The following is a 25,413-nucleotide window of genomic DNA, read 5'->3' on the forward strand; positions in this document are numbered from 1 at the left end:
AAATTAACAAAAATATCAGTATACATTAGGGTGTGTTGACATTTACAGCCGATAAATTGAGCTAAAGAGGCAACCATATAAATATACAAGCTAAAGCAACAGCGCTTTGATAGTTACGTTTTAGCTTATCGTATCTTGTGGCAATTCCTCTAAATTGTTTTAATCTACAAAATGCATTTTCAACTAAATGTCTGATTTTATACATATACCAGTCCATATCATCATTGCTAGATTTGGCATTTGATCTTCGAGGAATGTTTGCTTTCGTATTACTTTCTCTAATTTTCTTTCTGAAACTTTCTGAATCATAGCCTTTATCTGCACATAGCATTTCTGACTCTGTTAAATCTAATTTTGATACAAGATCAGGTGCAACCTTAATATCATGTGAAGTTCCATCTGAAATAATAAATTCAATAGGATTACCATTTGAATCGATTGCTAAATGTATTTTTGAACTATTACCACCAATACTTTTGGAAATACTTTGATTCTTAATACCAGCTGAATGTTGATGCGCTCGTACATGGCTCCCATCGATAAAAATCCACTCTTTATCAGCATGCTGGCTGAATAATTTAAAAATATTCATAAACTTACTATTTTTAGACCATCGATTATATTTCTTAAAAATAGAATTTGATTTACCAAACTCTTGAGGTAAATCACGCCAAGGACAGCCTGTTCTAATTCGAAATAAAATCGCTTCAATAAAATTCCGTAAATTTAATTTGAGATAAATATTAAAGTGACGGAAAATAGCAAGTAACTTGGACCAGTGTTGATCATTTAGCATTGTTCGAGGCATAGCGAGTGTAAAATTGGGTTTGGCGATTTAATTTTACTATCTCGCTATTTTTTTAATCAACAAATGTCAACAGACCCTAAACTAAAAATACGATCTGCAAAAATCATGCGATTACGAAAGATGAATGGTCTTCAATCAAGCCTCCAGTATTGGGGGCTTTTTTGTGGATGTAAGTCTTTCAAAAAACGCTATAATATCCGTTGATAGAGGATCTAAAGACGTTATGCCATTTACACTTGCCGCACAGTTTGAATATGAAGAAGACATAAAAAAAAGTCGTTTTCAAGCCATCGCAGTTCCTGTGGAAAATGAACAAGCCGTTAAAGAATTTCTCGAAGCCAATAAGGATATCTCAACAACACATCAGTGTTGGGCATGGAAAATTGGACATACCGTACGTTTTAATGATGATGGTGAGCCTTCAGGCACAGCAGGTCGGCCCATTCTAGCAACCATAGAAGGGAATGACCTAACCAATGTTTTGGTCTTGGTTAATCGTTGGTATGGCGGAATTAAGCTCGGGACTGGGGGCTTGGTACGTGCCTATGGTGGCTGTGCCGGTCAATGCCTTTTACAAGCTGAAAAAATTGAACTCATTGAGAAGAAAAAAGTGCAATTTAGTTGTCAGTTTAATGAGTGGGCAATTTTCCAATATGAACTCAATCAGCAGCAAATTGAATTTCAGGAAGACTACACAGTGGAAGGTGTAAATGTACTTGCATCATTGCAAATTCATCAAATCCAACCGCTACAGTTAAAGATTCAAGATGTAACTCGCGGACGTGAACAACTGCATATCGTAGAGGCTGCTGAAGATGAATGAAATAGATCCATTATTGAAATATCGAGAGCAACATAAGCATCGTCTGAATTATATGCCTTGGTTGTATTGGTCACTTAAACCGAAAAATCGTGGTTGGGCCGAAGCTTGGCAACAGGAATATCAAGACTATCTCAAATCGATGGAAACCGTTGAAATTGGTGAAAACTGTTTTATATCGCCATTGGCTCATATTTTTGCCGAACCGGGACGTAAGATTGTTATTGGAGATAACAGCTTTATTGCGGCGGATTGCACTTTGCATGGCCCAATAGAAATAGGCAATGAAGTGGCGATCAATCATCACTGTATTTTAGATGGTGGGCGAGTGGGCATCAAAATTCACGATCAGGTTCGTATGGCGGCATATTGCCATTTATACGCTTTTGATCATGGAATGGATGTTAATCAACCCATTTATCAGCAGGCTGTACGATCACAAGGGATTGAGATAGAGCGTGATGTTTGGTTAGGGGCGCATGTTGGAATCAAGGATGGCATTCACATTGCTGAGCAGGCTGTGGTCGGTATGAACAGTATGGTGACGAAAAATGTTGAAGCACGTGCCATTATTGTGGGTAATCCTGCAAAATTCATTCGATATCGTGAATAAATAATCACCAAATAGGTCATAAATCATTTTTATGCTTACACAAATGCATGCACAGTGAAACAGAGTTGTGATAAGTTAAAAATAACAAACAACATTTTATAGCCAAGCAATAATAAAACGAGGGCTAATCATGAAACGAGTTATCGCCTGTATCGACTCTTCTCCATGCATTAATGCACTAGCTGATGCTGCTGCTTGGGTTGCTAAACAAACGCACCGTGAGTTGGTTTTACTACAAATACTAGATTACTATCCGGCAAGTTATCACTTAGGTGAAATCAGTGGCGTGATTGGGTTTGAAAGTAATGCTATGCTCTTGAAAGAACTTGCGGAGTTAGAACAAAAACAAAGTGATTTAGCGTTAGATTATAGTAATAACTTGCTCAAACACATTTCTGAAATGATCCAAGACAAGCATGGTATTCAAACCACCCATATTCAGGAAAAGGGCGACTTTTTAGAGCAAAGTTTTAATGTACTGCAAGATGACGATATTGTTTTAATTGGTCGGGTGGGTGAACGTTCAGCAGAGCGCAATAAGCCGCTTGGTAGTAATGTTGAAAACTTTATACGTGGTGCAAGTTGTACCGTTATGACCGTAGGGCCAACGTTTAAACCACCGACACGTTTTATTTTTGCCTATGAATATTCGCCTAAATGCGTTGAGCTAATGAAGCGTGTGGCACAAAGTGATCTACTCAAACTCTTACAATGTCATTTGGTTTATGTTGGAGATCACCCACAAATCTTGGATGATCCAAAAAATTATTTAACCAATGCCGGTCTCGATGTGGTGACAGAATACCGTTATGGCGATGTTTCGGAAAATATTCTGGACTATCAACAAGAGCATGGCATTCAGTTAATCGTACTTGGCGCTTTTAGCCACAGTAAAATCCATCAGTTCTTCTTGGGCAGTATCACCACCAGTATTTTCAGAAATTCGAGTGTTCCATTGTTGGTTGTAAAATAAGTTGAGCAAACGAACAGAGTTGATTTAAAAACAATCAGAGTTATCCTCATAAATTGTGGATAACTCTGTGTGCAGTGTTTATAAGTAATTGTTTTGAAAATAAAATACTGTATTGATTATTTTTTATACCTTTACTCAAGATGTCTAAAAAACACCTCGATTGAGATTATTTGACGATTGCAATTGCAAAACCATCATGACCTTTACAACCTACAGTTTGAAGTGCCGTGCAGGATAAAATTTTCGGATGATTTTGCATAGCTTTGAACATATCACGAATACCTTCAATGCTTGGTTTATGGTTTTCAGCATTCAGAATCTCACCTGCACGAATCACATTGTCTAAAACAATCACTGTACCTGAATGAGATAAATTTAAGCTTAATTCTAAATATTCAGGGTAGCTCTGTTTGTCTGCATCGACAAAAATAAAGTCAAAAGGTTCGGTATCTTCAGGAAGGGCACGTAAAATATCTGCCGCACGACCACATTTCAGTTCTATCGTTTGTGCAAGCTTTGCATTATCAATATTTTCTTGACCGAGGGCAGCATGTGTATCACGACCTTCAATGGTCAGAATGTAACCATCTTCAGGTAAGGCACGTGCTAACCACATGGTGCTATAGGCTGCAAAAGTTCCAAGTTCTAAAACGCGTTTACACTTGTTCATTTGGATTAACATTTGAAGCAGCATGCCTTGATTAGCCGCTACAGCAAGATGATCAGGAAAGCCACGTTCATCCGTATGTTGAAGTGTTTGGGTCAATATTGGATCTTCAGGAATTAAATGTGAATCGATGTAAGCATCAATGTCTGTCCACATTTGTTGCATGTTGTCGCACCTCGTGATTGATGCAAGCATTTTAAACCTTTCCACCAACATCGCAATTTATTGTTCTATATTTGAATATTTTATGTACAAAAAAGACCTCCGAAGAGGTCTTGATATGACGATGTAATGTTTTAGTAATTACACATTGATGAGCGACTTGAGTGATCAGGCCCCCAAGTACGGTAGCCTTGAGTATCAATATGAATTTGTCCGCTGGCATATAAACCTAATCCCATATTGAGACTCTGCCCGTGTTGTGACCAAAATTGGCATAAACGGAACTTGGTATTTTCAATATAACTGTAGTCTTCGGGCTGCGGGTACGCAGGTCCAATACGGAAATCAATCGCAGAGTTGTATAAGTGACGAGATGAACTTGCACCACCGGCACACTGGTTCAAAGGCAAATCACGATAAACCGATGTCACTTCAAAGTCCGTTAAGATATTGGCAGCTACTAAATATTTAAAGACACGTAAGGTTGCAATTTGGTTTTGCCATAATTCACGGTTAGGTACCATATATTCTGAGCGACCACATTTTTGCCAGTCACGTGCAGTACGCATCAACTCAAATGAAGGAATGATATTGCCTACACCATTTTTCTCTAAAAAGACTTCATAGTCTCGAACGCGACGTAAATTATCGACAGACGCGACCCACGAATTGTAGGCATAAGGCACCACTTTAGGCGGGGCTTGTCTGATGGTCGTCACTTTTTCTTGAGGTATGTAAATACGTTTACCGTCGGGAGTTGTAATAGTGTGACCTTGTTTTTGTGGTGTAGTTGTACAACCAATGAAAACAAGAGGGAATATTGCAACGGACAATAATCCCTTGAGTAAATGCTTCATTATAGAAATCAATTATTTATAAACTCGTTCTATTTTAATCCAATTTGATTGAGAAAATTTGAATAATTTGCAATGAAATGTGTGCTTTAAGTATAAAAAAAGATCAGCATGTGCTGATCTTTTCATGAAAGCGTAAAATTACTTTTCAAGATATTGTAATTTATCAGCTTTACCGTTCCACTCTTCACGGTCGGCAGGTTGATCACCAATTTGAGTGATGTTCGGCCATTTTTGAGAAAGTTCAGTATTAAGTTCGATAAATACTTCTTGACCTTCAGGTAACTCATCTTCAGAGAAAATCGCGTTAGCTGGACACTCAGGTTCACATAGCGCACAGTCGATACATTCATCTGGATTAATAACAAGGAAGTTTGGACCTTCATAGAAACAGTCAACAGGGCAAACTTCTACGCAGTCTTGATATTTACATTTAATACAGTTTTCAGTGACAACAAAGGTCATGGCGACAGCTACCTAAAAAATATGGTTCTAATAAACTAATGGTGTATTTTAGGCAAAAAATAGGGTAACTAACAATTCCTTTTATTGATAATTATTATATGCAGTGCTGTTAAAATCACTAAAAACTGAACAATTTATGTAAATTTCACAATGAATGAGAATCATACTCAAAAACTAATTAAATTACATCTGTTTATCGAACAATATTTTTATGTGCATTTTAAGCATGAAACATTTTAGAACATTAATTTTTTATCAATTTATTGCTGAATAGCCGCAGTAGTAGATAGCAAACATTCACTAATTTACGCGTTTGAATGGTGTCAATGCAAAGAACACCTTCATTGGTGTTCTTTGCATATCTCATCTATCGCTTCTGCTCAATTTAGATCTTAAGTAAATCCTTTAAAGTGTAAAGCTGTTGTAATGCTTCACGTGGACTTAAGTTATCGATATCAATATCTGCTAAGGCATCAAGTACGGGCGATGTTTTTTCAACTTCAACTACGCGTTCAATGACTTCAGGCTCTGCGAGTGCCGAGAATAGATCGGTTTGTACAGCCGTATTGAGTTGCTGTTTTTGCTGAGTTTCTAATATACGAAGGCGATTTTGCGCTTCTTTGATCACAGCTGCAGGAATACCTGCAAGCTTTGCCACCTGTAGACCATGACTTTGACTCGCCGGGCCTTGTTGAACTTTATGCAGTAAGATCAGGTTGCCATTTAGCTCACGAGCAGTCACATGATAGTTATCTATATTGGCGTCTTTGCCTAACTCGGTGAGCTCAAAATAATGCGTTGCAAATAGGCATAAACATTTAATGCGACGCGTGAGATCGAGCACACATGCCCACGCCAAAGATAAGCCATCATAGGTACTCGTACCACGTCCGACTTCATCCATCAGTACCAATGATTGATTGGTCGCATGATGTAGAATCTGTGAGGTTTCAGTCATTTCCACCATGAAGGTTGATTTGCCTGTAGACAAGTCGTCGGCAGATCCTATACGGGTAAATATCCGATCGATCGGCCCTAATACGGCAGATTGGGCAGGGACAAAGCTACCACAGTAGGCTAATAAGCTGATTAAGGCAGTTTGGCGCATAAAGGTCGATTTACCGCCCATATTTGGCCCTGTGATAATCGCCATGCGGTGATTAAAGTCCAAACTAGTATCATTTGGAGTAAATGCTGATTTGCTCAGAGATTCCACAACTGGGTGACGTCCGGCTTTGATTTTGATCCCAACTTCAGGGCTATATTCAGGACGTGACCAATTTCGTAATCGAGCTTGATGGGCAAAATTAGCCAGTAAATCAATTTGCGCTATAGCGGCGCTCATCATTTGTAAGTTGCCAATATCTGCACGTAATTCATCGAGTAATAGTTCAAAAAGCATTTTTTCGCGCGCTAATGCACGTGACTCACTCGAAAGTACCTTATCTTCAAAAGATTTCAACTCAGGGGTAATGTAACGTTCCGCATTTTTTAGGGTTTGGCGGCGAATATAATGATCAGGTGCTTGCTCAGCCTGCGCTCGAGTCAGTTCAATATAGTAGCCACTGACACGGTTATAGCCAATTTTTAAGGTTGAAATTCCGGTTTGTTCACGCTCTTTGATTTCGAGATCAATGAGGAATTGTCCTGCATGGTCACGAATTTTACGCAGTTCATCCAGTTCAGTGTCGAAGCCCTCAGCAATCACATTTCCATCACGTAAAAGCACCGGCGGGTTTTCTACGATGGCAGACATGAGACGCTCATGTAAGCCGTGAAAATCACCCATTTCATCATTTAACTGAGCGATCAGCTTAGATTGATGTGCCTGAATGATCGGTTCAAGTGCATGTCGAAGATAGGGAATTTGTGCACAAGTTTGACGTAACTGAACTAGGTCTCGTGGACGAGCACTGCCGAGCGCTACACGAGATAGCACACGTTCAATATCGCCAATTTCTTTGAGAACTAAGCGGATCGGAGACTCATGATAGCCTTGCAGCATCGCTTGTGAGGCATCTAAACGCGCATCCAATAAAGCGGTATCTCGTAAAGGCTGCATCAAGGTACGACTCAATAGGCGGCCGCCCATCGCAGTTTGGCAATCATTGATTAGTTGGAACAGGGAAGTACCATGTTCAAATAGGGGATCAATCAGTTCTAAGTTACGACGAGTGACGGGATCGAGCGCCACGAAATCACTACTTTGTTCGAGTTGAATGCTGCGGATATGTGGTAAAGCGGTTTTTTGAGTGACTTTTGCATAGTGAATCAAAGCCGCTGCGGCAGCTTTCGCCAAAGGCAAATGGTCAATACCAAAACCTGAAAGTGTGGCTACTGCAAATTGGTCACACAGCGTTTTTTGCGCGTTATTTAAATTGAAGTCGACATTTGGACGTTTAGTAACAGGGCAGTCTAACTGACGTTTAATTTGCTCGACAATATTCGGGTCAATGAGATCTTCATCAATCAAAATTTCGCTCGGCATTAAGCGAGAAAGTTCGATTGCCAATTGTTCCAGTTGATAGTCCATTTGCTGAACTTTGAAAATACCTGCACTGAGGTCTAGTAAAGCAATCCCGATTTGATTTTGTTGTAAGCAGATCGCGACTAAATTGGAACTTTGATGAGAGGCAATCAGTGCATCGTCTGTTAATGTTCCCGGGGTAATGATACGGACAATTCCGCGCTCAACCGGCCCTTTGCCAGTTACTTCACCAATTTGTTCGCAGATCACCACCGTTTCACCTTTTTTTACAAGGCGGGCTAAATAGCCTTCAGCAGCATGGTATGGGACACCTGCCATTGGAATAGGCTCACCATTGGCTTTACCACGATGTGTCAGTGTAATTCCTAAGAGTTTTGCTGCTTTATGCGCATCTTCAAAAAAGAGCTCATAAAAATCACCCATCCGATAAAACATCAGTGAATGCGGATTTTGCATTTTGACTGACATGTACTGTTGCATCATCGGGGTCAGGGTTGAAAGGTCAACTTTGGAATTATCAGCTTGCATGAAACGAAATACCTTAAAATAAAAATTTGTGCGCTGCTAAACGAAAAACACTGTTTTGATGAAAATTGGATTTAGAAAAAGTCCTTATATTTATTTTGTCTCTTCATTCAAAACCACAGGTGTACGTTAACAAATCGTGTTGCTGATTCTAGCAAAAAAAGTGACAGGAAAATGCCAGAAAAGGTTTGTCTGCATGTAAAAAAAGCAGTCAAAATATTATTTATAAACGCTAAAAAGTCTGTGTGTAAATTCAACAATGGATAAATTCATAAAGCAATAGACTGACTCAAATATCAAGCTGCGCTTTAGCCTACGCTAATCGGTATTGGTTTCGACCACTGCCTTTTGCAAGGTAAAGCGCTTGAACGGCAGCCAATATAAATTTTTGAATTTGATCAGATTCAGATGGAATGATCGTTGCCGCGCCGATGCTAATCGTTACAAATTTGGAAATATGGCTGGCCGGATGTGGAAGTTCGAGAGATTGAATACGGCGTAATAAATCGGCTGCCAAAGGTTCAATCTCAGCTTCAGTTAACATCGGAAAGAGGAGTAAAAACTCTTCGCCACCATAGCGCGCGGCCAATTCACCACTTCTATTGGTAATTTGAGATAAGACCTCTGCAATTTGGGTCAGGCAGATGTCACCCGCCTGATGTCCTAAATGATCATTATAATTTTTAAAAAAATCGATATCGATCATCATGATGCTTAACGGTTGTTGATGACGTAGGGCATAACGCCATTGCTGTTCTAAAGCTTCAGATAACTGACGACGGTTTGCAAGCCCAGTCAATGGGTCATGCTCTGTCATTTTTTTCAATTGTTCAGATTGTTTTTGCATCTCATTTTGATGCAGTTCAATAATACAATTTTGTAAGAAGTTTTCACGGTGTTGGCGGTCAATTACATAGGCAATCGCCATACCCAGAAAGCTACTATAGGTATATGTACGATTTAAGAACGTCCAGTCAATTTGAAAATCAAAAGCTTTAGTAATGATGTATCCAATCAAGCCACCGCACCAACCCGCAACCACGACAGTATAAAAACGCATACCAACAAAGGCATAGATGATGACCACGGCATACATCATGGCAGCATGTAATAGCGCATCATTGTGATAATTACCAATCATAGTAATGATGATAAATGTGATCGCAACAGCGCACATCGAACCTAGACAAGTATAAGCATCAAAATAAGGGTTTAAACGCGGAACAAAAGATAAAACCCATGCACTCAGAATGATAATCCCCACCCAAATGTACAGAGAAATCCATAAAACTGCGTCATGACCCGCAGGGATCACTTGATAAATCCCTGAACATAACAGGGCATATAGGAAAAAAATAATGATCCCGCGAAAACGAAATTCTTTCGCCGCTTCATCACGGTAGAGCGGCTGATAAATGGATTCTAAATTTGGCGTAAAATAAACTTTATTTAATCTAGTTTTGATTAAACCCTCAATTTCATCCCGATGAAGTAACTTTGAGCCTTTTAATTTCATAATTCGATATGCTCATAAAAAATTTAGGATATGCGCACAACATTTTGTCTATATTTAACCCGTATTTATCTCTAATATAAGATTTGTATAAAATTTAACAAGTGATTTTGAGTTTTAAAATGATTAAAAAATAAAGGCTTATATAATAATTATGTGAATATTGGCATATTCAAGTAAATGCAGAAATAAAAAAACCGATCTTGAGATCGGTTTTAAAATATGTAGATCGAATTAAATGCTGTATTGCATTATGGTTTATAGAGGCCAAGTTCAATCAAATGCAGTCGTAGTATACGGCGCAGTTCGAGTACAGCTTCTGGGGTTTCTTGAATTGAATGACCACCTTTAATGATCTTTTCTGAAACAGCACCCTCTAAATGCGCACTGGTGTATGGCACGACATCATCCGATATTACATTTTTATCTTGGCTGTTGGTGTTATTTCCCATAATTGAGTGAAACTTCAAACCTTTACGCGGCTGAATATCTTCAGTGAGCGCAATAAATTTGGATTGGTGGCTTAAGTCACTTGGTCCATTTTGGATTAAGCCGTGGTCGATTTCACGGAATAAATCTTTCAGGTCTTCTTCTTGAGTTAATACATCACCCATAGCCGATAAGAAAGCGCCAGGAAGTTTAATGATTTTTCGAGCAGCTTTGGTAAACCAACGATCTGCATATTCAGTACCACGATGCGGTGCAGCCAAGAAAATCGCACGGCTGAAATTTGGAATATCGTCAATCACCATACGCTGCTTCACGACTGGAATATTGCGGTACTGATTTAATTGACGTGAGTTCATCATTTTCAAAGCAGATTGTGTGGTATCGGCTTGGCTAACCAGTAGTCGAGCAATAATTCCGCCCATACTATGACCAACTAAAACCGCATCTTTTTTAGCTGCAGCATTGGCGTCGACTTTGTTAAAGGTCTGGGTCAATATGGAATATATTTGGAAGCGACTTTCAATAATCGGCATGTTGGTTGAATAGAACACTTGCCACACTTGATAATGCTCACGTAGCACAGAATCGCCCATAATATCGTTGGTGAGACGAATCCATGCTTCAGGGCTACTAGCAAGACCATGTACCAAGACGATGACTTTTTTGTCAGGATTATATGGTTCAAGCATGTATAGATGTGGCATCGTGAGTTTTTCATCACGGTCAATTAGGGATAAATACGCTGCCTTGCCCAAGTTGTTTTGTGCTAACCAAAGACCATAAGGTGCAGAAAAATTGGCTGCAAGGGCATAGTTTTTATTGGCAATATTGACCTGTTCATATTTGTACGGGTCGTAAGCCTTAATTTGAAACTCATGCTGATTCAAAATTTGATCAACTGAAGTTGTGGTGCTTAGAGGTTCAGCCGTTAAGGTTGCAGCTAAATAGCGCGCTTGATGGATATTAGGGTTTGAACCAGACGGATATTTAAAATCTATTGGGTTGATAATGTATTTGGCTTTTCCTGTTTCAACCGTATGTTCTTCGGGTAAAACCACAAGAAATTCGGAACCAAAACCATCACGACGGGTAATTGAACGTAAACCTGAGAAGTTGAGGTTATAGGTTGACATCAATTGTTCAATTTTACGATTTTTGAGTTCTGGGTAATGGCTGAAGTCAATATGATAGGTGGTTTGTCCGACTTTGATCTGTTGGGTGACTTCTTGAGGTTTATAACGTAGTGCATAACTGCTGACCAGTTTGGCAATCCCTTGATTATAGAAATCTCGGATTTGAACTTGGCGGTTATCAAAAATACGGTCAGCAGGCGCACGTTTGGTTTTAAACATATAGGCATAGCTATAGCGGATACTCTTATCCAATAGTGTCAGCTGTTGATCTAAACATTTGTTATACGTGTCTTGCTCAATTTTTTGTTTTTCTTCTGATTTGTGGCTACTCAGTAAACCTATTTTACAGGCTGAAGAAGACTCATATTCGATGGCTTTGGCTAAATATAATTCACTTGCCGTAGACAATAATTGTTCATCTTGAATTTGAGGGATCTGTTGTAGTTCATCAACACAGGCTTTCGGGTCTTCTATACACGCTTTGGCTTCACGACCTGTCATCGACAAGACATTTAAACTGGCTTCGCTGAGTTTGTTTCGAGAAATAATACTTTCACGTTCATTGGCAATAGAAACGTTGAGTTTTTGGTTTTTGACACTGACGACCTGACATCCACTCAGTACGCTGGTACTCATGATTCCAAGGAGCAGTATTGTTTTAGTATTTAGCTGCATAAAGGGGTCGCACATTGGGTTGAATATTTTCAAATCATACGATAATTGTCAGGATTTTCAATTCGCCTTAAATGAAAAAAGACCGTTAAAACGGTCTTTTTTCAAAAGAATTTTCTAAATCGTTACAATTAAGATGTAGCTTTAGGTGGATTTAGAACTTGCCAAACATTCCAACGGCCTTGCTTTTCAATTTCTTGAATTAAGCGGTCAGCGACTTCGCCTTCTTGTGGGTATTTCACTTTATAGTTCTTTAAGACCTGAATTGCGTTCTTTTTTTGTTCCATCGCAATGTAGTTATTTGCTGCAGAAAGATACGCTTCTTGAACACCCGCTTTCATCGCTTTGTCTAGGTATGGAATCGCTTCACGTTGACCGCCACCTTCAGATAAACCGAAACCGAACCAGAAGTTTGCTTCTGCATCATCTTGGTTGATTTTTAAAATACGTTGTGCGTAAGTTAATGATTTAGTTGTGTACACAGAACCCAAATCAAGGTTACGTGCCATCACACTGGCTTTAAATGCACGAACTAAAATATCAAAAGAGGCGTTGTCTTTAGACGCAAGCGTATCTAATTTTTGCGTAACTTCCTTGAGTTTAAGCTCAAACCCTTTGCGTTCTTGGCGTTGAACAAAACGTGGTGGATAGTGACGTGCTTTACCTTCAACAAGCTGTAAGAAATCATCAATTTCAGTAATGTCGATTTCATTGTCACCTGCTAAAGCAGCAAATTTCATCGAACGTTCTTTGCTGTCAACAGTGGGGATAATCAGGCGGTTTTCTTCAAGGGTTAATTGCTTAGATGGGTCGGTTGGGCTAGTTACCACCATCTTAGTCACAGGCTGTGCTGCAGCTTTTTGTAAATTTAATTCAAAAGGAGGTGGTGCATCGTAGTTAAATGGGTTGAGTGCGTAGAAAGGTGGAGTCAGTTCAGGCTCTACAAAAATCATGGCATCTTTAGGAGCATTATTTTTAGTTGGGGCGCTTCCACAAGCGGCAAGGGTTAAAGCAATACAAGCAACTGCCAAGGGCTTAAGCGTCATATTATTCATCCATTAAATTTATTTTATACAAAAAAGCATGTTGGTCAGTCTAAAAAAACTCTGAACAACATGCAAGTTAAAGGCAATTTATTCTGATTGCTTTTGGTTAAGCCTTAGATTGACTACTTTGAGCTTCGCATTCGCGGCGCACATCTTCAATGATTTTAAGTTCTTCCTGACTAAAAGGTTGTTCATTAAGCTGTTGCTTTTTGAACGTTGGGTCAAGGAGAGACAAACGCTGACACAAATTATTCATACGTTTTTCATTGTGCTGAATACGATCTAACAATACACGCATACCTTCTAACATCGGGTCAGTTTGGTCTTGGGTTGCAGCATAAGGCTGAAAACCAATACTTTCTGCATAGTCGCGACGACGTGTTTCCGCTTCATCTTTTGGTTTATCTTTGGTGATAAAGCGTGCTGGATTGCCCACAGCAGTAGTATTTGCAGGAACTTCTTTAGTCACGACGGCATTTGAACCGACTTTGGCATTTTTACCCACCGTAAATGGGCCCAAGATCTTTGCACCAGCGCCAACCACTACACCATCTTCCAAAGTTGGGTGACGTTTGCCTTTGTTCCAAGTCGTGCCACCTAAGGTCACACCATGGTAGAGGGTGACATCATCACCAATTTCAGCTGTTTCACCAATCACCACACCCATACCGTGGTCAATAAAGAAACGACGACCGATTTTCGCACCCGGATGAATCTCAATGCCTGTGGCAAAGCGGCTAAAAGAAGACAATAGACGAGCTGAGCCTTTACACTCTTTTTTCCAAAGTTCATGTGCCATACGATGCATGATTAAGGCATGAATTCCTGGATAAGTCGTTAAGACTTCGAGCGTATTTCGTGCAGCAGGATCGCGCGCGAATACAGCCTGTATATCTTCTTTGAGCTGCTTAAGCATTAGATTGATCCTCATTGTCTGTAGATTTTTTCCATGTTCCGTTATTTAATGCCTGTACTCGGCTAAAGATGCCACGTAATAAGTGGTATTCCATACGATCTAATTGTATACGTCCAAATAGGCGACGCAAGCGTAAAGGTAATAATCTTGGATTTTTTGGATCCATAAATTCAATCTCTGCCAGCATTTTTTCAATATGCGGGTAGAACTGTTCCATCATTTCATGGGTCACCAAAGGTTCGTCCCATTCCATATCGATGTTATTGGTAACATGCATGTTGGCATCAGGATTTGCAGTTAACTCGGTATGTGCAAGGGCGGCCATGCGCATTTCATAGCAAATGACTTGAATCGCTTGAGCAACGTTTAAGACGCCATATTCAGTATTTACTGGAATAGTGACATGGTAGTTGGCCATTGCCAATTCTTCATTGGTCAAACCACGGTCTTCACGGCCAAATACCACGGCAATTTCTTGTTGTTGTTCACAGACCGCTTTGAGAGACATTTCAGCAGCAGGGCGAGCGTCAAGTAATGGCCATGGGATGGTACGACTACGCGCACTGGTCCCAAAGACAATATGACAATCTTTAATGGCATCTTCTAATGATTCAACGATTTCAATTTGATCAATTAAATCGACAGCACCGGCAGCCAAAGCATTAATGTCAGGATGCGGGTAAGTCTTAGGTGCAACTAAGACCAGCTTTGAAAGTCCCATGGTTTTCATGGCACGTAATGCACTACCAATATTTGCGGGTAATGTTGTATTCACCATGACAATACGCACATGGGAGAGATGTGCTGAAACCGCAGCATTGTCAGTTTGATTCATGATATTTCCAATATGTTTATTTAAAAAAGCAGTTCAAACAGCGTTTAAACTTTAAGAAAATTGATTGGCTTCTGCTTGGTATAAATCCATGGCATCATCCATGCTCATCCCATCTGGCGGTGGAGGAACTTGCGCAGGAATAGAAGCTTGTTCATAACTCACCGCTTTGGCTGCTTTGGATTTGACATGATATTCAACATGCAAAGATTCTTTACCAAAGTAGTCACGCAGCTTAGACAGTAGCTCATCTAGCGGGGCAACTTTCCAGTTTAAGCCCAAATGAATGTCAGCCGTCGCATATGGGTAGTCAATATATAACTGCACGGGAATATGCGTACACATATCGACATTGCAGAAAGGCAGCAGAATATTTTGGATATCGCGTGAGAGCGTTTTACTAAAATGTTCCGGCGTTAATTTGATTTGAATCGCATTGGCACGTTTTTGACGGATTTCATTCAGACTGAAGGCTTTAGTTAGACGACCCATTGGGCGATCAAAACCTTCACGTTCATAAATTTCACCTTCAATTACCACCACTTTTTCGTTTTGAATCACGTCTTTGAAGCGGTTAAAACGTTCGTGATTCGCAGACACTTCAATACGTGCAGTACCATCATCTAGCGTTACCATCATGCGGTTTGGGAAGTTGGCAACATCGACTACTAGGCCTGCAAATACTGTAGTGACACCACGTCGTGTAGGCGTAAGTTCATTAATACGCTGTGAAATAAAGGCTTTTAACTCTGGGCGATACACATCAATCGGGTGACCTGTTAAATATAGGCCGAGTGTGTCTTTTTCGCCTTTAAGACGAACTTCATCAGACCAAGGTTTGACTGGTTTGGCTGGTTTACGCTGAACTTCTTCTACTTCGCCAAACAGGTCCATCATGCCTGTTTCGCGGTTGGTACGTGCTTGATCCGCCGCTTGAACGGCCTCAGGGAGCTGTGCCATCAAGTCAGCACGTTCTAAACCTAAACAATCCAGTGCGCCGCCACGAATCAATGCTTCAAGGGTACGCTTATTGATTTTTTTCAGGTCAATACGATGACAGAAGTCAAACAGGTCTTTATATGGACCATCTTGGATACGTGAGTCAATCACAGACTGCATGGCAGCTTCACCGACACCTTTGATCGCACCTAAACCGTATACGATCGTTTCGGGATCACTGGCATGGAAGTTGTACAAAGACATATTGACTGATGGCGGTAAAACTTCAAGACCGTTAATTCGACAGTCATCGATCAAGAACACCACGTTGTCAGTGTTCTGCATTTCCGAGGTCATCACCGCTGACATAAATTCAGCAGGGAAATGTGCTTTTAACCAAGCGGTTTGATATGCAACAAGGGCATAGGCTGCGGCATGGGATTTGTTAAAACCATAGCCTGCGAATTTTTCCATATAGTCGAAGATATGGTTGGCCGTATCCGCATCAATGCCTTTGGTTGCAGCACCTTCAGTAAAGATCTGACGGTGCTTAATCATTTCTTCGACTTTCTTTTTACCCATGGCACGACGAAGTAAATCCGCGCCACCCAAGCTATAGCCAGCACAGAACTGCGCTGCCTGCATTACCTGTTCCTGATACACCATAATGCCGTATGTCGGTTCAAGGACACTTTCTAGTAATGGATGTAAGTATTCAAACTCGCCACCATGCATACGGTAAATAAAGTCAGGAATCAGATCCATCGGGCCTGGACGGTATAAAGACACGAAAGCAATAATTTCTTCGAACTTACTTGGACGTGCCTCTTTCAGCATTTTTTTCATGCCGACGGATTCAAACTGGAAGACTGCTGTGGTATTTGCATCTGCGAACACAGCATAGGCAGGTTTGTCATCCAAAGGAATCAAGGAAATGTCGACAGGTGTAGTGATATCTGGACGGGCATTAATGTGCTTAATGGCATCTTCAATTACCGTTAAGTTACGTAAGCCCAAGAAGTCGAATTTAACTAGACCTGCAGCTTCCACATCGTCTTTATCGAATTGGGCTACACGGTTAGTTCCATCTGCATCACATAGGACAGCCGAATAGTCAGTTAACTTAGTTGGTGCAATAACCACACCACCGGCATGTTTACCTGTGTTACGGGTAATGCCTTCAAGTTTGAGTGCCATTTCCCAAATTTCGGCTGCATCGTCGTTATCTGGATTCGATGGGTTGGTGACAATATCTTTTAGCTGTGGTTCGGCCTCAATGGATTCTTCCAAACTTAAACCTAAAGGCTTGGTCGGAATCATTTTAGAAATACGGTCAGCCAAACCATAAGATTTACCCAAGACACGGGCTACGTCACGAATTGCACCTTTTGCCGCCATGGTCCCGAAAGTTGCAATCTGAGAGACCGCATCTCGACCATAGGTGCGTGCAACATAGTCAATAACACGGTCACGACCTGCAATACAGAAATCGACGTCAAAGTCGGGCATTGATACACGTTCAGGGTTTAAGAAACGTTCGAACAGTAGGTCATAACGTAGTGGGTCTAGGTCAGTAATTTTTAAACTATAGGCAACCAAGGAACCTGCACCCGAACCACGGCCTGGACCAACAGGGACGCCATTACCTTTAGACCATTGAATAAAGTCCATGACAATTAGGAAATAACCTGGGAATTGCATGGTCAGGATGATCCCAACTTCATAAGCCAAACGTTCATCATAAGGCTTACGAATTTCTGGCCAGTCGTCACCACGTTGTTCGACAGGGTACAAATGCGCTAAACGTTCTTCTAAACCTTCTTTTGATAAATGTTCAAAATAGGTGTCAATGGTATGACCTTCAGGGATTGGATAATCGGGAAGGTCATGGAAGCCTAAACGTAATGACACATTACAGCGTCGTGCAATGTGATAGGTGTTTTCAATAGCCGTTGGAATGTCTGAAAAGAGCTCAGTCATTTCCGCTGCAGTTTTGAAATATTGTTCAGGGCTATAATTTTTAGGGCGACGATTGTCACCAAGGACATAACCATCGGCAATACAAACACGTGCTTCATGTGCCTCGAAATCTTCTTTACGTATAAAATGCACATCGTTATGAGCAACCACACCAATGTTAAATTTCTTCGCAAGTTTTACTGCTTCGTGAATAAAGTCTTCTTCACCCGAGCGCTCAGTCCGTGTAATCGCTAGATAAACACGATTGCCAAATTTTTCGACCCATTCAGCTAACAGAGGTTCAGCTTTTTGCGGGTTGGACGAGCAAAGCATTTTGCCGACATCACTTTGCATACCCAGTAAAACAATCAAGTCTTGGTGTTGATTTAAAATCCAATCTTTTTTTACGCAAGGAATATCAAGCTGTTGACCTGAAATATAACCTTCAGAAACCAACTCTGTTAGACTGCGCCAACCTTTATTGGTCATCGCTAGAAGAGTAGCTTTGTGTTCAGCATCATTCAAACGAATGGTTGAACCAAATATGGGTTTAATGCCTTTATCTAAGCACTTTTTATAGAATTTTACAGCAGCATGTAGATTTGAAAGGTCAGTAATGGCCAGAGCGGGCATTTCATCTGCAGCTGCAGCTTTTACAAGATCAGGTATACGTACAATAGATTCAGTAATGGAAAATTCTGTAAAAATACCAAGATGTACAAAGTGCATAGATGAGTCCCTGCGAAAACAGCTGCTGATTTTAGCATGCTCTGAGATCAAACTTGCGTTTATTGCATGGCTTTATGCAGATTTATAAATTCACTGTTTAAGCAATAAACGCTGTATGACAATCACGGTTTAGCAAGCAATACCTTGATTAACTGAAAAAGCTATTAATTTGCTATTTTTAAAGTTGAAGGCTAGATTGCCAATATAGGGTAAATCATAGTTATGCGGCTCTTTCAGCACGGATTTTGCATGAGTCGGTGAGAGTAAAATCACTTAAGCCACTTCATTTGGATTGGCTAATTTTGCACTTTTGGTAAAGTCTTTTACAAATTGTTGATAGTCATATTGGCTTATCCGATGTTTTGACCCAATTTGAATTTTAACGCGTATTTGAGTGGATTTATCCCATTCCATCCAAACATTCCCTTTGGTTTGTCCAAGTTGGGCGAAGCTGCTTTTATTTTTATAGAATGAATCATTTTTAACTTGAGAATTGTCCTCAGCATAAATTTCAAATTTTAGAAATTTACCTTTTGATGTGACATGAAATTCAGTATTGCCGGCACATTCTGAATATTCATATTTAAGCTTTACTGGATTTTTGCTGATTAATGCATTTGCTTTTGATGCAGGCAAGGGTCAGGCTAAGTCAACATCATTTACCTTAATACTAGTGACATAGTCATAATCAGCAATGGATGCAGATGCTGCTGAAGTGATCAATATCCACGTTGTGAAAAAAGTTAAGCGTAAAATTTGTGTTAGCAGTATTGTTTGCATGGGGAATATAAAATCCTGTTCTTTTGATATTTTGTACTCAATCAAGTTTTTGTAAACGTAATATTGAAGGTTATATTTTAAATTTTATGGTGTTGCTAATTTGCCGTCAAAATAATTTAAAACTAAAAAAAATTTTGGTTTAATTTTAGCTTAAAAAAAAACCAAATCTTAAACATTAAAAAGCCCTCCGAAGAGAGCTTAAATATATGAATTATGCAGGCTTAGCGCAGTTTTGATAACCAGTCTCCCAGACTTTGAACAATTTGCACCAAAATCAACAAGACAATCACGGTCATGATGACCACGCTACTATCAAAACGTTGATAACCATAAGAAATGGCAAGATCACCGATACCGCCTGCACCTACTGCACCCGCCATGGCTGTTGCACCAATTAAGCTAATGGTTGCAGTCGTTAAGTTTAAAATTAAAGAGCTACGAGACTCTGGTAGGACAAATTTAGTAATGATTTGCAGCGGAGATGCACCCATTGCTTGAGCAGACTCAATAATGCCGTCATTTACTTCGAGCAACGATGTTTCAATCAGACGACCAATGTAAGGACCAACATAGATTGTGAGCGGAACAATCGCAGCCCAAGTCCCAATTGATGTCCCTACAATGACTTTGGTCAAAGGAATGACCGCAATCAAGAGGATAATAAATGGCAATGAACGCAGCGCATTCACTATCGGGTTCAAACCATGGTAGATGACACGGTTAGGCAAAATGCCTTGTGGACGTGAGACATATAAGATCACGGCCTGGATAAAACCCCAAATACAGCCGAAGAGCATGGCAAAGAACACCATGTGAAAAGTTTCTTGTAGGGCAGTGACGAACTGATCCATAGACAAAGAACTTTTCCAAAAGGGTGCTGTAATTTGAGTCAGCCATTGAACAATTAAATCTCTCATTGCTGAACTCCTGCTTGAGTGACTTCAACACCATGTTGTTCTAAGAACGCCACCGCTTGTTGAATCAATGCTGTATCACCTAATAGCTGAACGAACATTTGTCCAATCACCGCACCATTAATTTCAGTCATATTGGCAAACAAAATATTCAGGCTAATATCAAACTGTTTAATTACCGCCTGAATCACAGTTTCTTGTGCCGAACTGCCGAGGAATTTTAAACAATAAATACTGTTATGATTTTGATTTTCTAAATTATTTAAAATATTAACAGGGAGCTGTTGCTGTAATACAGTTTGAATAAAGTTTTTCGTTGTATTGTGTTTTGGCTGACTAAAAATCTCTAAAGTTGAGCCATGTTCGATGACTTTCCCTTGTTCCATTACCGCAACATAATCACAAACGGATTCAATCACATCCATTTCATGGGTGACCATGACAATGGTAATGCCTTGTTCTTGATTGATTTTCTTTAATAACGCCAATACCGATTTGGTGGTTTGCGGATCGAGAGCAGATGTTGCTTCATCACACAGTAAAATTTTAGGATGATTGGCAAGCGCACGGGCAATCCCGACACGTTGTTTTTGACCACCAGAGAGCTCATCTGGATAAGCATTTTTCTTATGTTTTAAGTCAATAAATTCGAGCAACTCTTCTAAACGTTTTTGGCGTTCAGCTTTAGACACACCTAAAAGTTTAAGCGGCATTTCAATATTTTCTGCAACTGTTTTGGTTTGCAGTAAATTGAAGTGCTGGAAGATCATGCCAATATTGGTTCTTTCTTGACGCAGCTCTGCCGAATTTAAAGCAGTAAAGTCTTTATCATGAATAATAATTTGCCCTTCACTCGGACGTTCTAGCAAATTAATTAAACGGATTAAGGTACTTTTGCCTGCACCACTGTAGCCAATTAAACCGAAAATACAGCCATCTGGAATGTCCAGATTAATCTGATCCAGTGCTGTAACGGTTTGGCCTTTTAGCTCAAAATGCTTGGAGATATTTTTAAATTGGATCATAGCGTCAAAAAAGGGTTCAAAAATGAAAAAACAGGCAAAGTAAACTTTGCCTGTTTATTTGAAGAAATTATATTACTATTTTGCTTCAGTGAGGTAGCTAGTTGGTTTGTTTACATCAATTTTAGTACCACCAAAATGTTCATCGATGTAAGCTTTAACTGCTGGAGTGTGGTAAAGCGCGCCCACTTTTTGTAGAACTGGGTCATTTTGACGGTCAGCAGCAACAGCAAGAATATTCACGTTCATTTTTGTACTTTGATCGATTGGCTCATAGTAAACCGCATCTTTCAGTACGTTTAAACCACCTTCCATTGCAAGGGTATTACCCAAAACAATCGCATCAACTTCGTCTTTAACACGAACCGCAGTCGCCATTTGGATTGGCTTGATTACGATTTTCTTCGCATTTTCAGTGACGTCAGCAGGTGTACCTTTTACATCGTCAAAATCAGCTTTAAGTTTGATTAAGCCAGCAGATTGAAGTAGTAACAATGCACGTGATTCGTTTGCGCCATCATTTGGAATCGCAATGGTTGCACCTGTTTTAAACTCTTCAAGTTTTTTAACTTTGCTTGAATAGATACCCATTGGTTCTAAATAAGTTGTCGAAAGCGGTGCAATTTTATCTTTATTGTTGTCGTTAAACGCAACCATATAGGCATATGACTGGAATGCATTAACATCAATTTCTTTGTTCGCTACAGCAGTGTTCATAGACACATAGTCAGTAAAGTTTTTCACTTCAAGTTTAATGCCAGCTTCTTTAGTTTCAGGAAGCGTAGCAATATAGCGCCAAATATCAGCATCTGAACCAGTCGAAGCCATGGTAACGGTTTGCACTTCTGCAGTGTCTTTTTGTTGTGCGGCGTCAGTTGCAGGAGCTTCTTGTTTACCACAGCCTGAAAGGCCAACAGATAAACCGAGAACTAATCCTAGGAGCTTTTTCATATATTCACCCGAGTAAATTTATAAAATTAATAAATTCACAAATCATATTATGGAGAGATTTACTTAAGTCTTTTATCAGACAGGCTGATAGATGCTTAATAATTTAAAATGCTACACAGACTTATACAATTAGATCTGAGTCTATTTCCAAATGGGAAAAGATAGCCATTGCAAGCTGCTGTAAACAAAAGATTTAATAAAGTAAATCTCTATATTTCGCTAGGCATCATATCAATTTTTTATTATTCAATATAGTGATTTAAAAAGTTATGCTTAGCAGCAAAAATGTAAATGGAATATGTTTAATTAAATAATTTAATAAGTAAAAACAATATATTATTTATAATTAAACTATTTAAGTACGTCATTTGTATATGTTTAGGTATATATAACAAATTTTAAAATGTATTGCTGAAAATATGATAAAAATGAAATAAGTCCTGTCATTCACAAAATTTGTAACATTCATATGTGAAAATAACGGAGAGCTTCAATCTAATCTGCATTGAAATCTTTATTGATATATTTGAAGTTCAACTCTGATTCATGGTTTTTCAAAATCTTAGATCTAAATCTGAGGAATATTGAATCCGCTACATTGTTTAATATAAACTGCTTAATAATTGATCATAATAAATTACTATGTGAGGCACGCTATGTCAAATCAGTTTGATTTCGTCTCAGTTGTAAAAAAGCCTACGGTTCATTATGATGGCGGTAGATCGGTGAGCCATGTTTTAAAAATGGAAGATGGTAGTCAAAAAACCATCGGTGTATTTTTGCCATCAAACCAACCCATGACGTTTGAGGCACATGTGAAAGAGCGTGTTGAAATCACATCTGGGCAGTGTGTCGTGCAAATTGGGGAGCAGGGCGAGTTTGTTCAATATACGTCTGGCGAAAGCTTTATTGTTCCACAAGATTCTATTTTTAAAGTGCAATGTACTGATGTCGTTGATTATGTATGCCATTTTGATTAAGCATGCTTAGACAGGTTTGCAGTTGCTTCAGCTTTCCAACTTATGATTTTTTATTTCTAAGTCATAGCAATTGTTATGTTTAGAGTTTAAACCCCGCACTTAGCGGGGTTTTTTATATGATTACATGAATGATTTTGCTGTCTTATACGAAATCCTGCGGTGACTAAAATTAAGCTTTTTAACATCATCTATAACCACTGTTTGGCAGAGTTAATGTGCTTTGGTTTTGCTGTGAATAAATATTCAATTAGCAAAATGGAATGTGTAAATAGTCACTACGCTGTATTTCATAGAGTACATGACGGTTTAATGGGTGATCCGCAGCTACACGTGGATGATTAAATTCACGGATTTTTTGTATACCAATGCGTTGCATCACACGTTCTGATGGTGTGTTCAAACTTGCAGTGAAGGAAATAACTTTATCTAGTCTTAAGTTTCTAAAAGCATGTTTGAGTACAGCTTTTGCTCCATCGGTGGCATAACCTTGATGCCAATATTGCGGTAGTAGTCGCCAGCCGATTTCAGGTGCATCGACTATTTCAAACTCAGGTGGGTGTACGTGTAAGCCGATAAAACCAATAAATTCGCCTGTGGCTTTCAACTCAACGGCATATAAACCCCAACCACGTGTTTCTATTGCATCGCGTAGGCGCTGCATAAATGTGGTGGCTTCTGAAGCATCGAGTTTTTTTAGAAAATAACGCATGACGTCGTCATCTGCACACATTTGGATAAATGGGGCAGTGTCGGAGTCTTTCTATTGGCGGAGGATGAGGCGAGGCGTTGCGATAAACTGATTCATGCTAATTCATCTTTATCTTTTAATTGCTTTGCTTTCTAATAAATATAGTTCATTAATCAATAAAAATTCACGTATTTGTTGTGAATAAGGCTTATCAACTTCACTATGTGCACGTTCATTTCTATAAGCAGTAAATATATTGGTAAATAGACAACCTAGGGCATTTGAAACCTTTTCATTGTTTGTATCCCATGAATAAATTGATTTGCGTTGTTTATCTGAAATGAATGCGGTTTTTAAAAGACTGTTAGAAAACAGACTATGATCATTAATTTTATCTTTGACAATATCTTCTAATCTTGTATATGCCGTTAAGATTGAGTAATTGGGATCATCATTAAATTTAAGAGCAAGATCGAAAATTCGAGAATCAACCAAGTGGAAAGGTAATTCTGTTGGATAGAAACGGTCATTATTGATTTGGTATTCCGTAGTTTTATAAATTGCATAGATGTATTCGTATATGTTAATTGGCCTTACAACTCTAGCTGTGAACATTGTTTCAAGATCTGCATCTGATAATGAACTATGATTTACTTTCTTCATTAATTTTTCAGAAATATTAGGGTGTGTTGACATTTACAGCCGATAAATTGAGCTAAAGAGGCAACCATATAAATATACAAGCTAAAGCAACAGCGCTTTGATAGTTACGTTTTAGCTTATCGTATCTTGTGGCAATTCCTCTAAATTGTTTTAATCTACAAAATGCATTTTCAACTAAATGTCTGATTTTATACATATACCAGTCCATATCATCATTGCTAGATTTGGCATTTGATCTTCGAGGAATGTTTGCTTTCGTATTACTTTCTCTAATTTTCTTTCTGAAACTTTCTGAATCATAGCCTTTATCTGCACATAGCATTTCTGACTCTGTTAAATCTAATTTTGATACAAGATCAGGTGCAACCTTAATATCATGTGAAGTTCCATCTGAAATAATAAATTCAATAGGATTACCATTTGAATCGATTGCTAAATGTATTTTTGAACTATTACCACCAATACTTTTGGAAATACTTTGATTCTTAATACCAGCTGAATGTTGATGCGCTCGTACATGGCTCCCATCGATAAAAATCCACTCTTTATCAGCATGCTGGCTGAATAATTTAAAAATATTCATAAACTTACTATTTTTAGACCATCGATTATATTTCTTAAAAATAGAATTTGATTTACCAAACTCTTGAGGTAAATCACGCCAAGGACAGCCTGTTCTAATTCGAAATAAAATCGCTTCAATAAAATTCCGTAAATTTAATTTGAGATAAATATTAAAGTGACGGAAAATAGCAAGTAACTTGGACCAGTGTTGATCATTTAGCATTGTTCGAGGCATAGCGAGTGTAAAATTGGGTTTGGCGATTTAATTTTACTATCTCGCTATTTTT

22 protein-coding genes are annotated in these 25,413 nt (G+C 39.1%); 4 read left to right on the top strand and 18 right to left on the bottom strand.

Translation table 11 applies throughout. The features are described from left to right. Positions 1–61 precede the first annotated feature (61 nt). Positions 62–808, bottom strand: a complete 747-nt coding sequence (locus tag MST17_RS07195) for an IS5 family transposase (RefSeq protein WP_026056797.1) — start codon at positions 806–808, stop codon at positions 62–64. A 223-nt stretch (positions 809–1,031) separates the two neighbouring features. Here MST17_RS07195 and MST17_RS07200 point away from each other — a divergent pair, with 223 nt between their 5' ends. The 3 genes from MST17_RS07200 (at position 1,032) to MST17_RS07210 (ending at position 3,214) form a co-directional block, all read left to right on the top strand. Further along, a complete protein-coding gene (locus MST17_RS07200) occupies positions 1,032–1,631 on the top strand; it encodes a YigZ family protein (RefSeq protein WP_180027308.1) in 600 nt (199 codons plus the stop codon). Continuing rightward, complete coding sequence (locus MST17_RS07205; protein WP_180027307.1) at positions 1,624–2,241, top strand: DapH/DapD/GlmU-related protein; 618 nt, start codon at positions 1,624–1,626, stop codon at positions 2,239–2,241. Before MST17_RS07200 ends, MST17_RS07205 begins: the two co-directional genes overlap by 8 nt. A 130-nt stretch (positions 2,242–2,371) precedes the next feature. Next, positions 2,372–3,214: a universal stress protein gene (locus MST17_RS07210; protein ID WP_078188753.1), complete on the top strand. Its 843-nt coding sequence runs from the start codon at positions 2,372–2,374 to the stop codon at positions 3,212–3,214. A 166-nt stretch (positions 3,215–3,380) separates the two neighbouring features. Here the strand turns inward: MST17_RS07210 and MST17_RS07215 are convergent, their stop codons facing one another. The 14 genes from MST17_RS07215 to MST17_RS07280 all read right to left on the bottom strand — a co-directional run bounded on the left by MST17_RS07215 (position 3,381) and on the right by MST17_RS07280 (position 22,231). Beyond that, the gene (locus tag MST17_RS07215; RefSeq protein WP_078193558.1) at positions 3,381–4,046 is read right to left on the bottom strand and encodes an O-methyltransferase; all 666 of its coding nucleotides are present in this window, start codon (positions 4,044–4,046) and stop codon (positions 3,381–3,383) included. A gap of 131 nt (positions 4,047–4,177) precedes the next feature. Next, a complete protein-coding gene (locus MST17_RS07220) occupies positions 4,178–4,900 on the bottom strand; it encodes a D-Ala-D-Ala carboxypeptidase family metallohydrolase (protein ID WP_078188751.1) in 723 nt (240 codons plus the stop codon). Positions 4,901–5,038: 138 nt separating this feature from the next. Continuing rightward, positions 5,039–5,362, bottom strand: coding sequence for a ferredoxin FdxA (fdxA, locus tag MST17_RS07225; RefSeq protein ID WP_004651686.1), 324 nt, complete (start codon positions 5,360–5,362; stop codon positions 5,039–5,041). Between the two features lie 385 nt (positions 5,363–5,747). Further along, positions 5,748–8,378, bottom strand: coding sequence for a DNA mismatch repair protein MutS (gene mutS, locus MST17_RS07230; protein ID WP_180027306.1), 2,631 nt, complete (start codon positions 8,376–8,378; stop codon positions 5,748–5,750). A 310-nt stretch (positions 8,379–8,688) separates the two neighbouring features. Continuing rightward, positions 8,689–9,891, bottom strand: a complete 1,203-nt coding sequence (locus tag MST17_RS07235) for a diguanylate cyclase (RefSeq protein ID WP_180027305.1) — start codon at positions 9,889–9,891, stop codon at positions 8,689–8,691. Between the two features lie 248 nt (positions 9,892–10,139). After that, a complete protein-coding gene (locus MST17_RS07240; RefSeq protein WP_373685425.1) occupies positions 10,140–12,107 on the bottom strand; it encodes an esterase/lipase family protein in 1,968 nt (655 codons plus the stop codon). Positions 12,108–12,274: 167 nt separating this feature from the next. After that, positions 12,275–13,189, bottom strand: a complete 915-nt coding sequence (locus tag MST17_RS07245) for an ABUW_2363 family tetratricopeptide repeat lipoprotein (RefSeq protein WP_180027303.1) — start codon at positions 13,187–13,189, stop codon at positions 12,275–12,277. Positions 13,190–13,295: 106 nt separating this feature from the next. Continuing rightward, complete coding sequence (gene cysE, locus MST17_RS07250) at positions 13,296–14,105, bottom strand: serine O-acetyltransferase (protein WP_111883774.1); 810 nt, start codon at positions 14,103–14,105, stop codon at positions 13,296–13,298. Further along, positions 14,098–14,940 carry an RNA methyltransferase gene (locus MST17_RS07255; protein WP_180027302.1) on the bottom strand — a complete coding sequence of 281 codons (843 nt, stop codon included), beginning with the start codon at positions 14,938–14,940 and terminating at the stop codon, positions 14,098–14,100. Before MST17_RS07255 ends, cysE begins: the two co-directional genes overlap by 8 nt. 51 nt (positions 14,941–14,991) lie before the next feature. After that, on the bottom strand, positions 14,992–18,564 hold the full coding sequence (gene dnaE / locus MST17_RS07260; protein ID WP_180027301.1) for a DNA polymerase III subunit alpha: 3,573 nt from the start codon (positions 18,562–18,564) through the stop codon (positions 14,992–14,994). Between the two features lie 273 nt (positions 18,565–18,837). Further along, entirely contained in the window at positions 18,838–19,200 is a 363-nt protein-coding gene (locus MST17_RS07265; RefSeq protein WP_257223247.1) for a hypothetical protein, read from the bottom strand. A gap of 365 nt (positions 19,201–19,565) precedes the next feature. Further along, positions 19,566–20,261 carry a methionine ABC transporter permease gene (locus tag MST17_RS07270; RefSeq protein ID WP_078188742.1) on the bottom strand — a complete coding sequence of 232 codons (696 nt, stop codon included), beginning with the start codon at positions 20,259–20,261 and terminating at the stop codon, positions 19,566–19,568. After that, positions 20,258–21,283 carry a methionine ABC transporter ATP-binding protein gene (locus MST17_RS07275; RefSeq protein WP_168377623.1) on the bottom strand — a complete coding sequence of 342 codons (1,026 nt, stop codon included), beginning with the start codon at positions 21,281–21,283 and terminating at the stop codon, positions 20,258–20,260. Before MST17_RS07275 ends, MST17_RS07270 begins: the two co-directional genes overlap by 4 nt. Before the next feature lie 75 nt (positions 21,284–21,358). Then, on the bottom strand, positions 21,359–22,231 hold the full coding sequence (locus tag MST17_RS07280; protein WP_180007758.1) for a MetQ/NlpA family ABC transporter substrate-binding protein: 873 nt from the start codon (positions 22,229–22,231) through the stop codon (positions 21,359–21,361). Between the two features lie 656 nt (positions 22,232–22,887). Here MST17_RS07280 and MST17_RS07285 point away from each other — a divergent pair. Continuing rightward, on the top strand, positions 22,888–23,211 hold the full coding sequence (locus tag MST17_RS07285) for a pyrimidine/purine nucleoside phosphorylase (protein ID WP_180007759.1): 324 nt from the start codon (positions 22,888–22,890) through the stop codon (positions 23,209–23,211). 247 nt (positions 23,212–23,458) lie between these two features. On the opposite strand, the gene MST17_RS07290 is transcribed toward MST17_RS07285, so the two are convergent. The 3 genes from MST17_RS07290 to MST17_RS07300 all read right to left on the bottom strand — a co-directional run bounded on the left by MST17_RS07290 (position 23,459) and on the right by MST17_RS07300 (position 25,361). Next, positions 23,459–23,941: a GNAT family N-acetyltransferase gene (locus MST17_RS07290; protein ID WP_257246882.1), complete on the bottom strand. Its 483-nt coding sequence runs from the start codon at positions 23,939–23,941 to the stop codon at positions 23,459–23,461. 87 nt (positions 23,942–24,028) lie between these two features. After that, entirely contained in the window at positions 24,029–24,595 is a 567-nt protein-coding gene (locus MST17_RS07295) for a hypothetical protein (RefSeq protein WP_180027300.1), read from the bottom strand. Positions 24,596–24,614: 19 nt separating this feature from the next. Continuing rightward, complete coding sequence (locus MST17_RS07300) at positions 24,615–25,361, bottom strand: IS5 family transposase (protein ID WP_026056797.1); 747 nt, start codon at positions 25,359–25,361, stop codon at positions 24,615–24,617. Between the last annotated feature and the right edge of the window lie 52 nt (positions 25,362–25,413).

It is taken from the genome of Acinetobacter sp. YH16056_T (genome assembly GCF_024605895.1).
Taxonomy (GTDB): Bacteria; Pseudomonadota; Gammaproteobacteria; order Pseudomonadales; family Moraxellaceae; genus Acinetobacter; species Acinetobacter amyesii.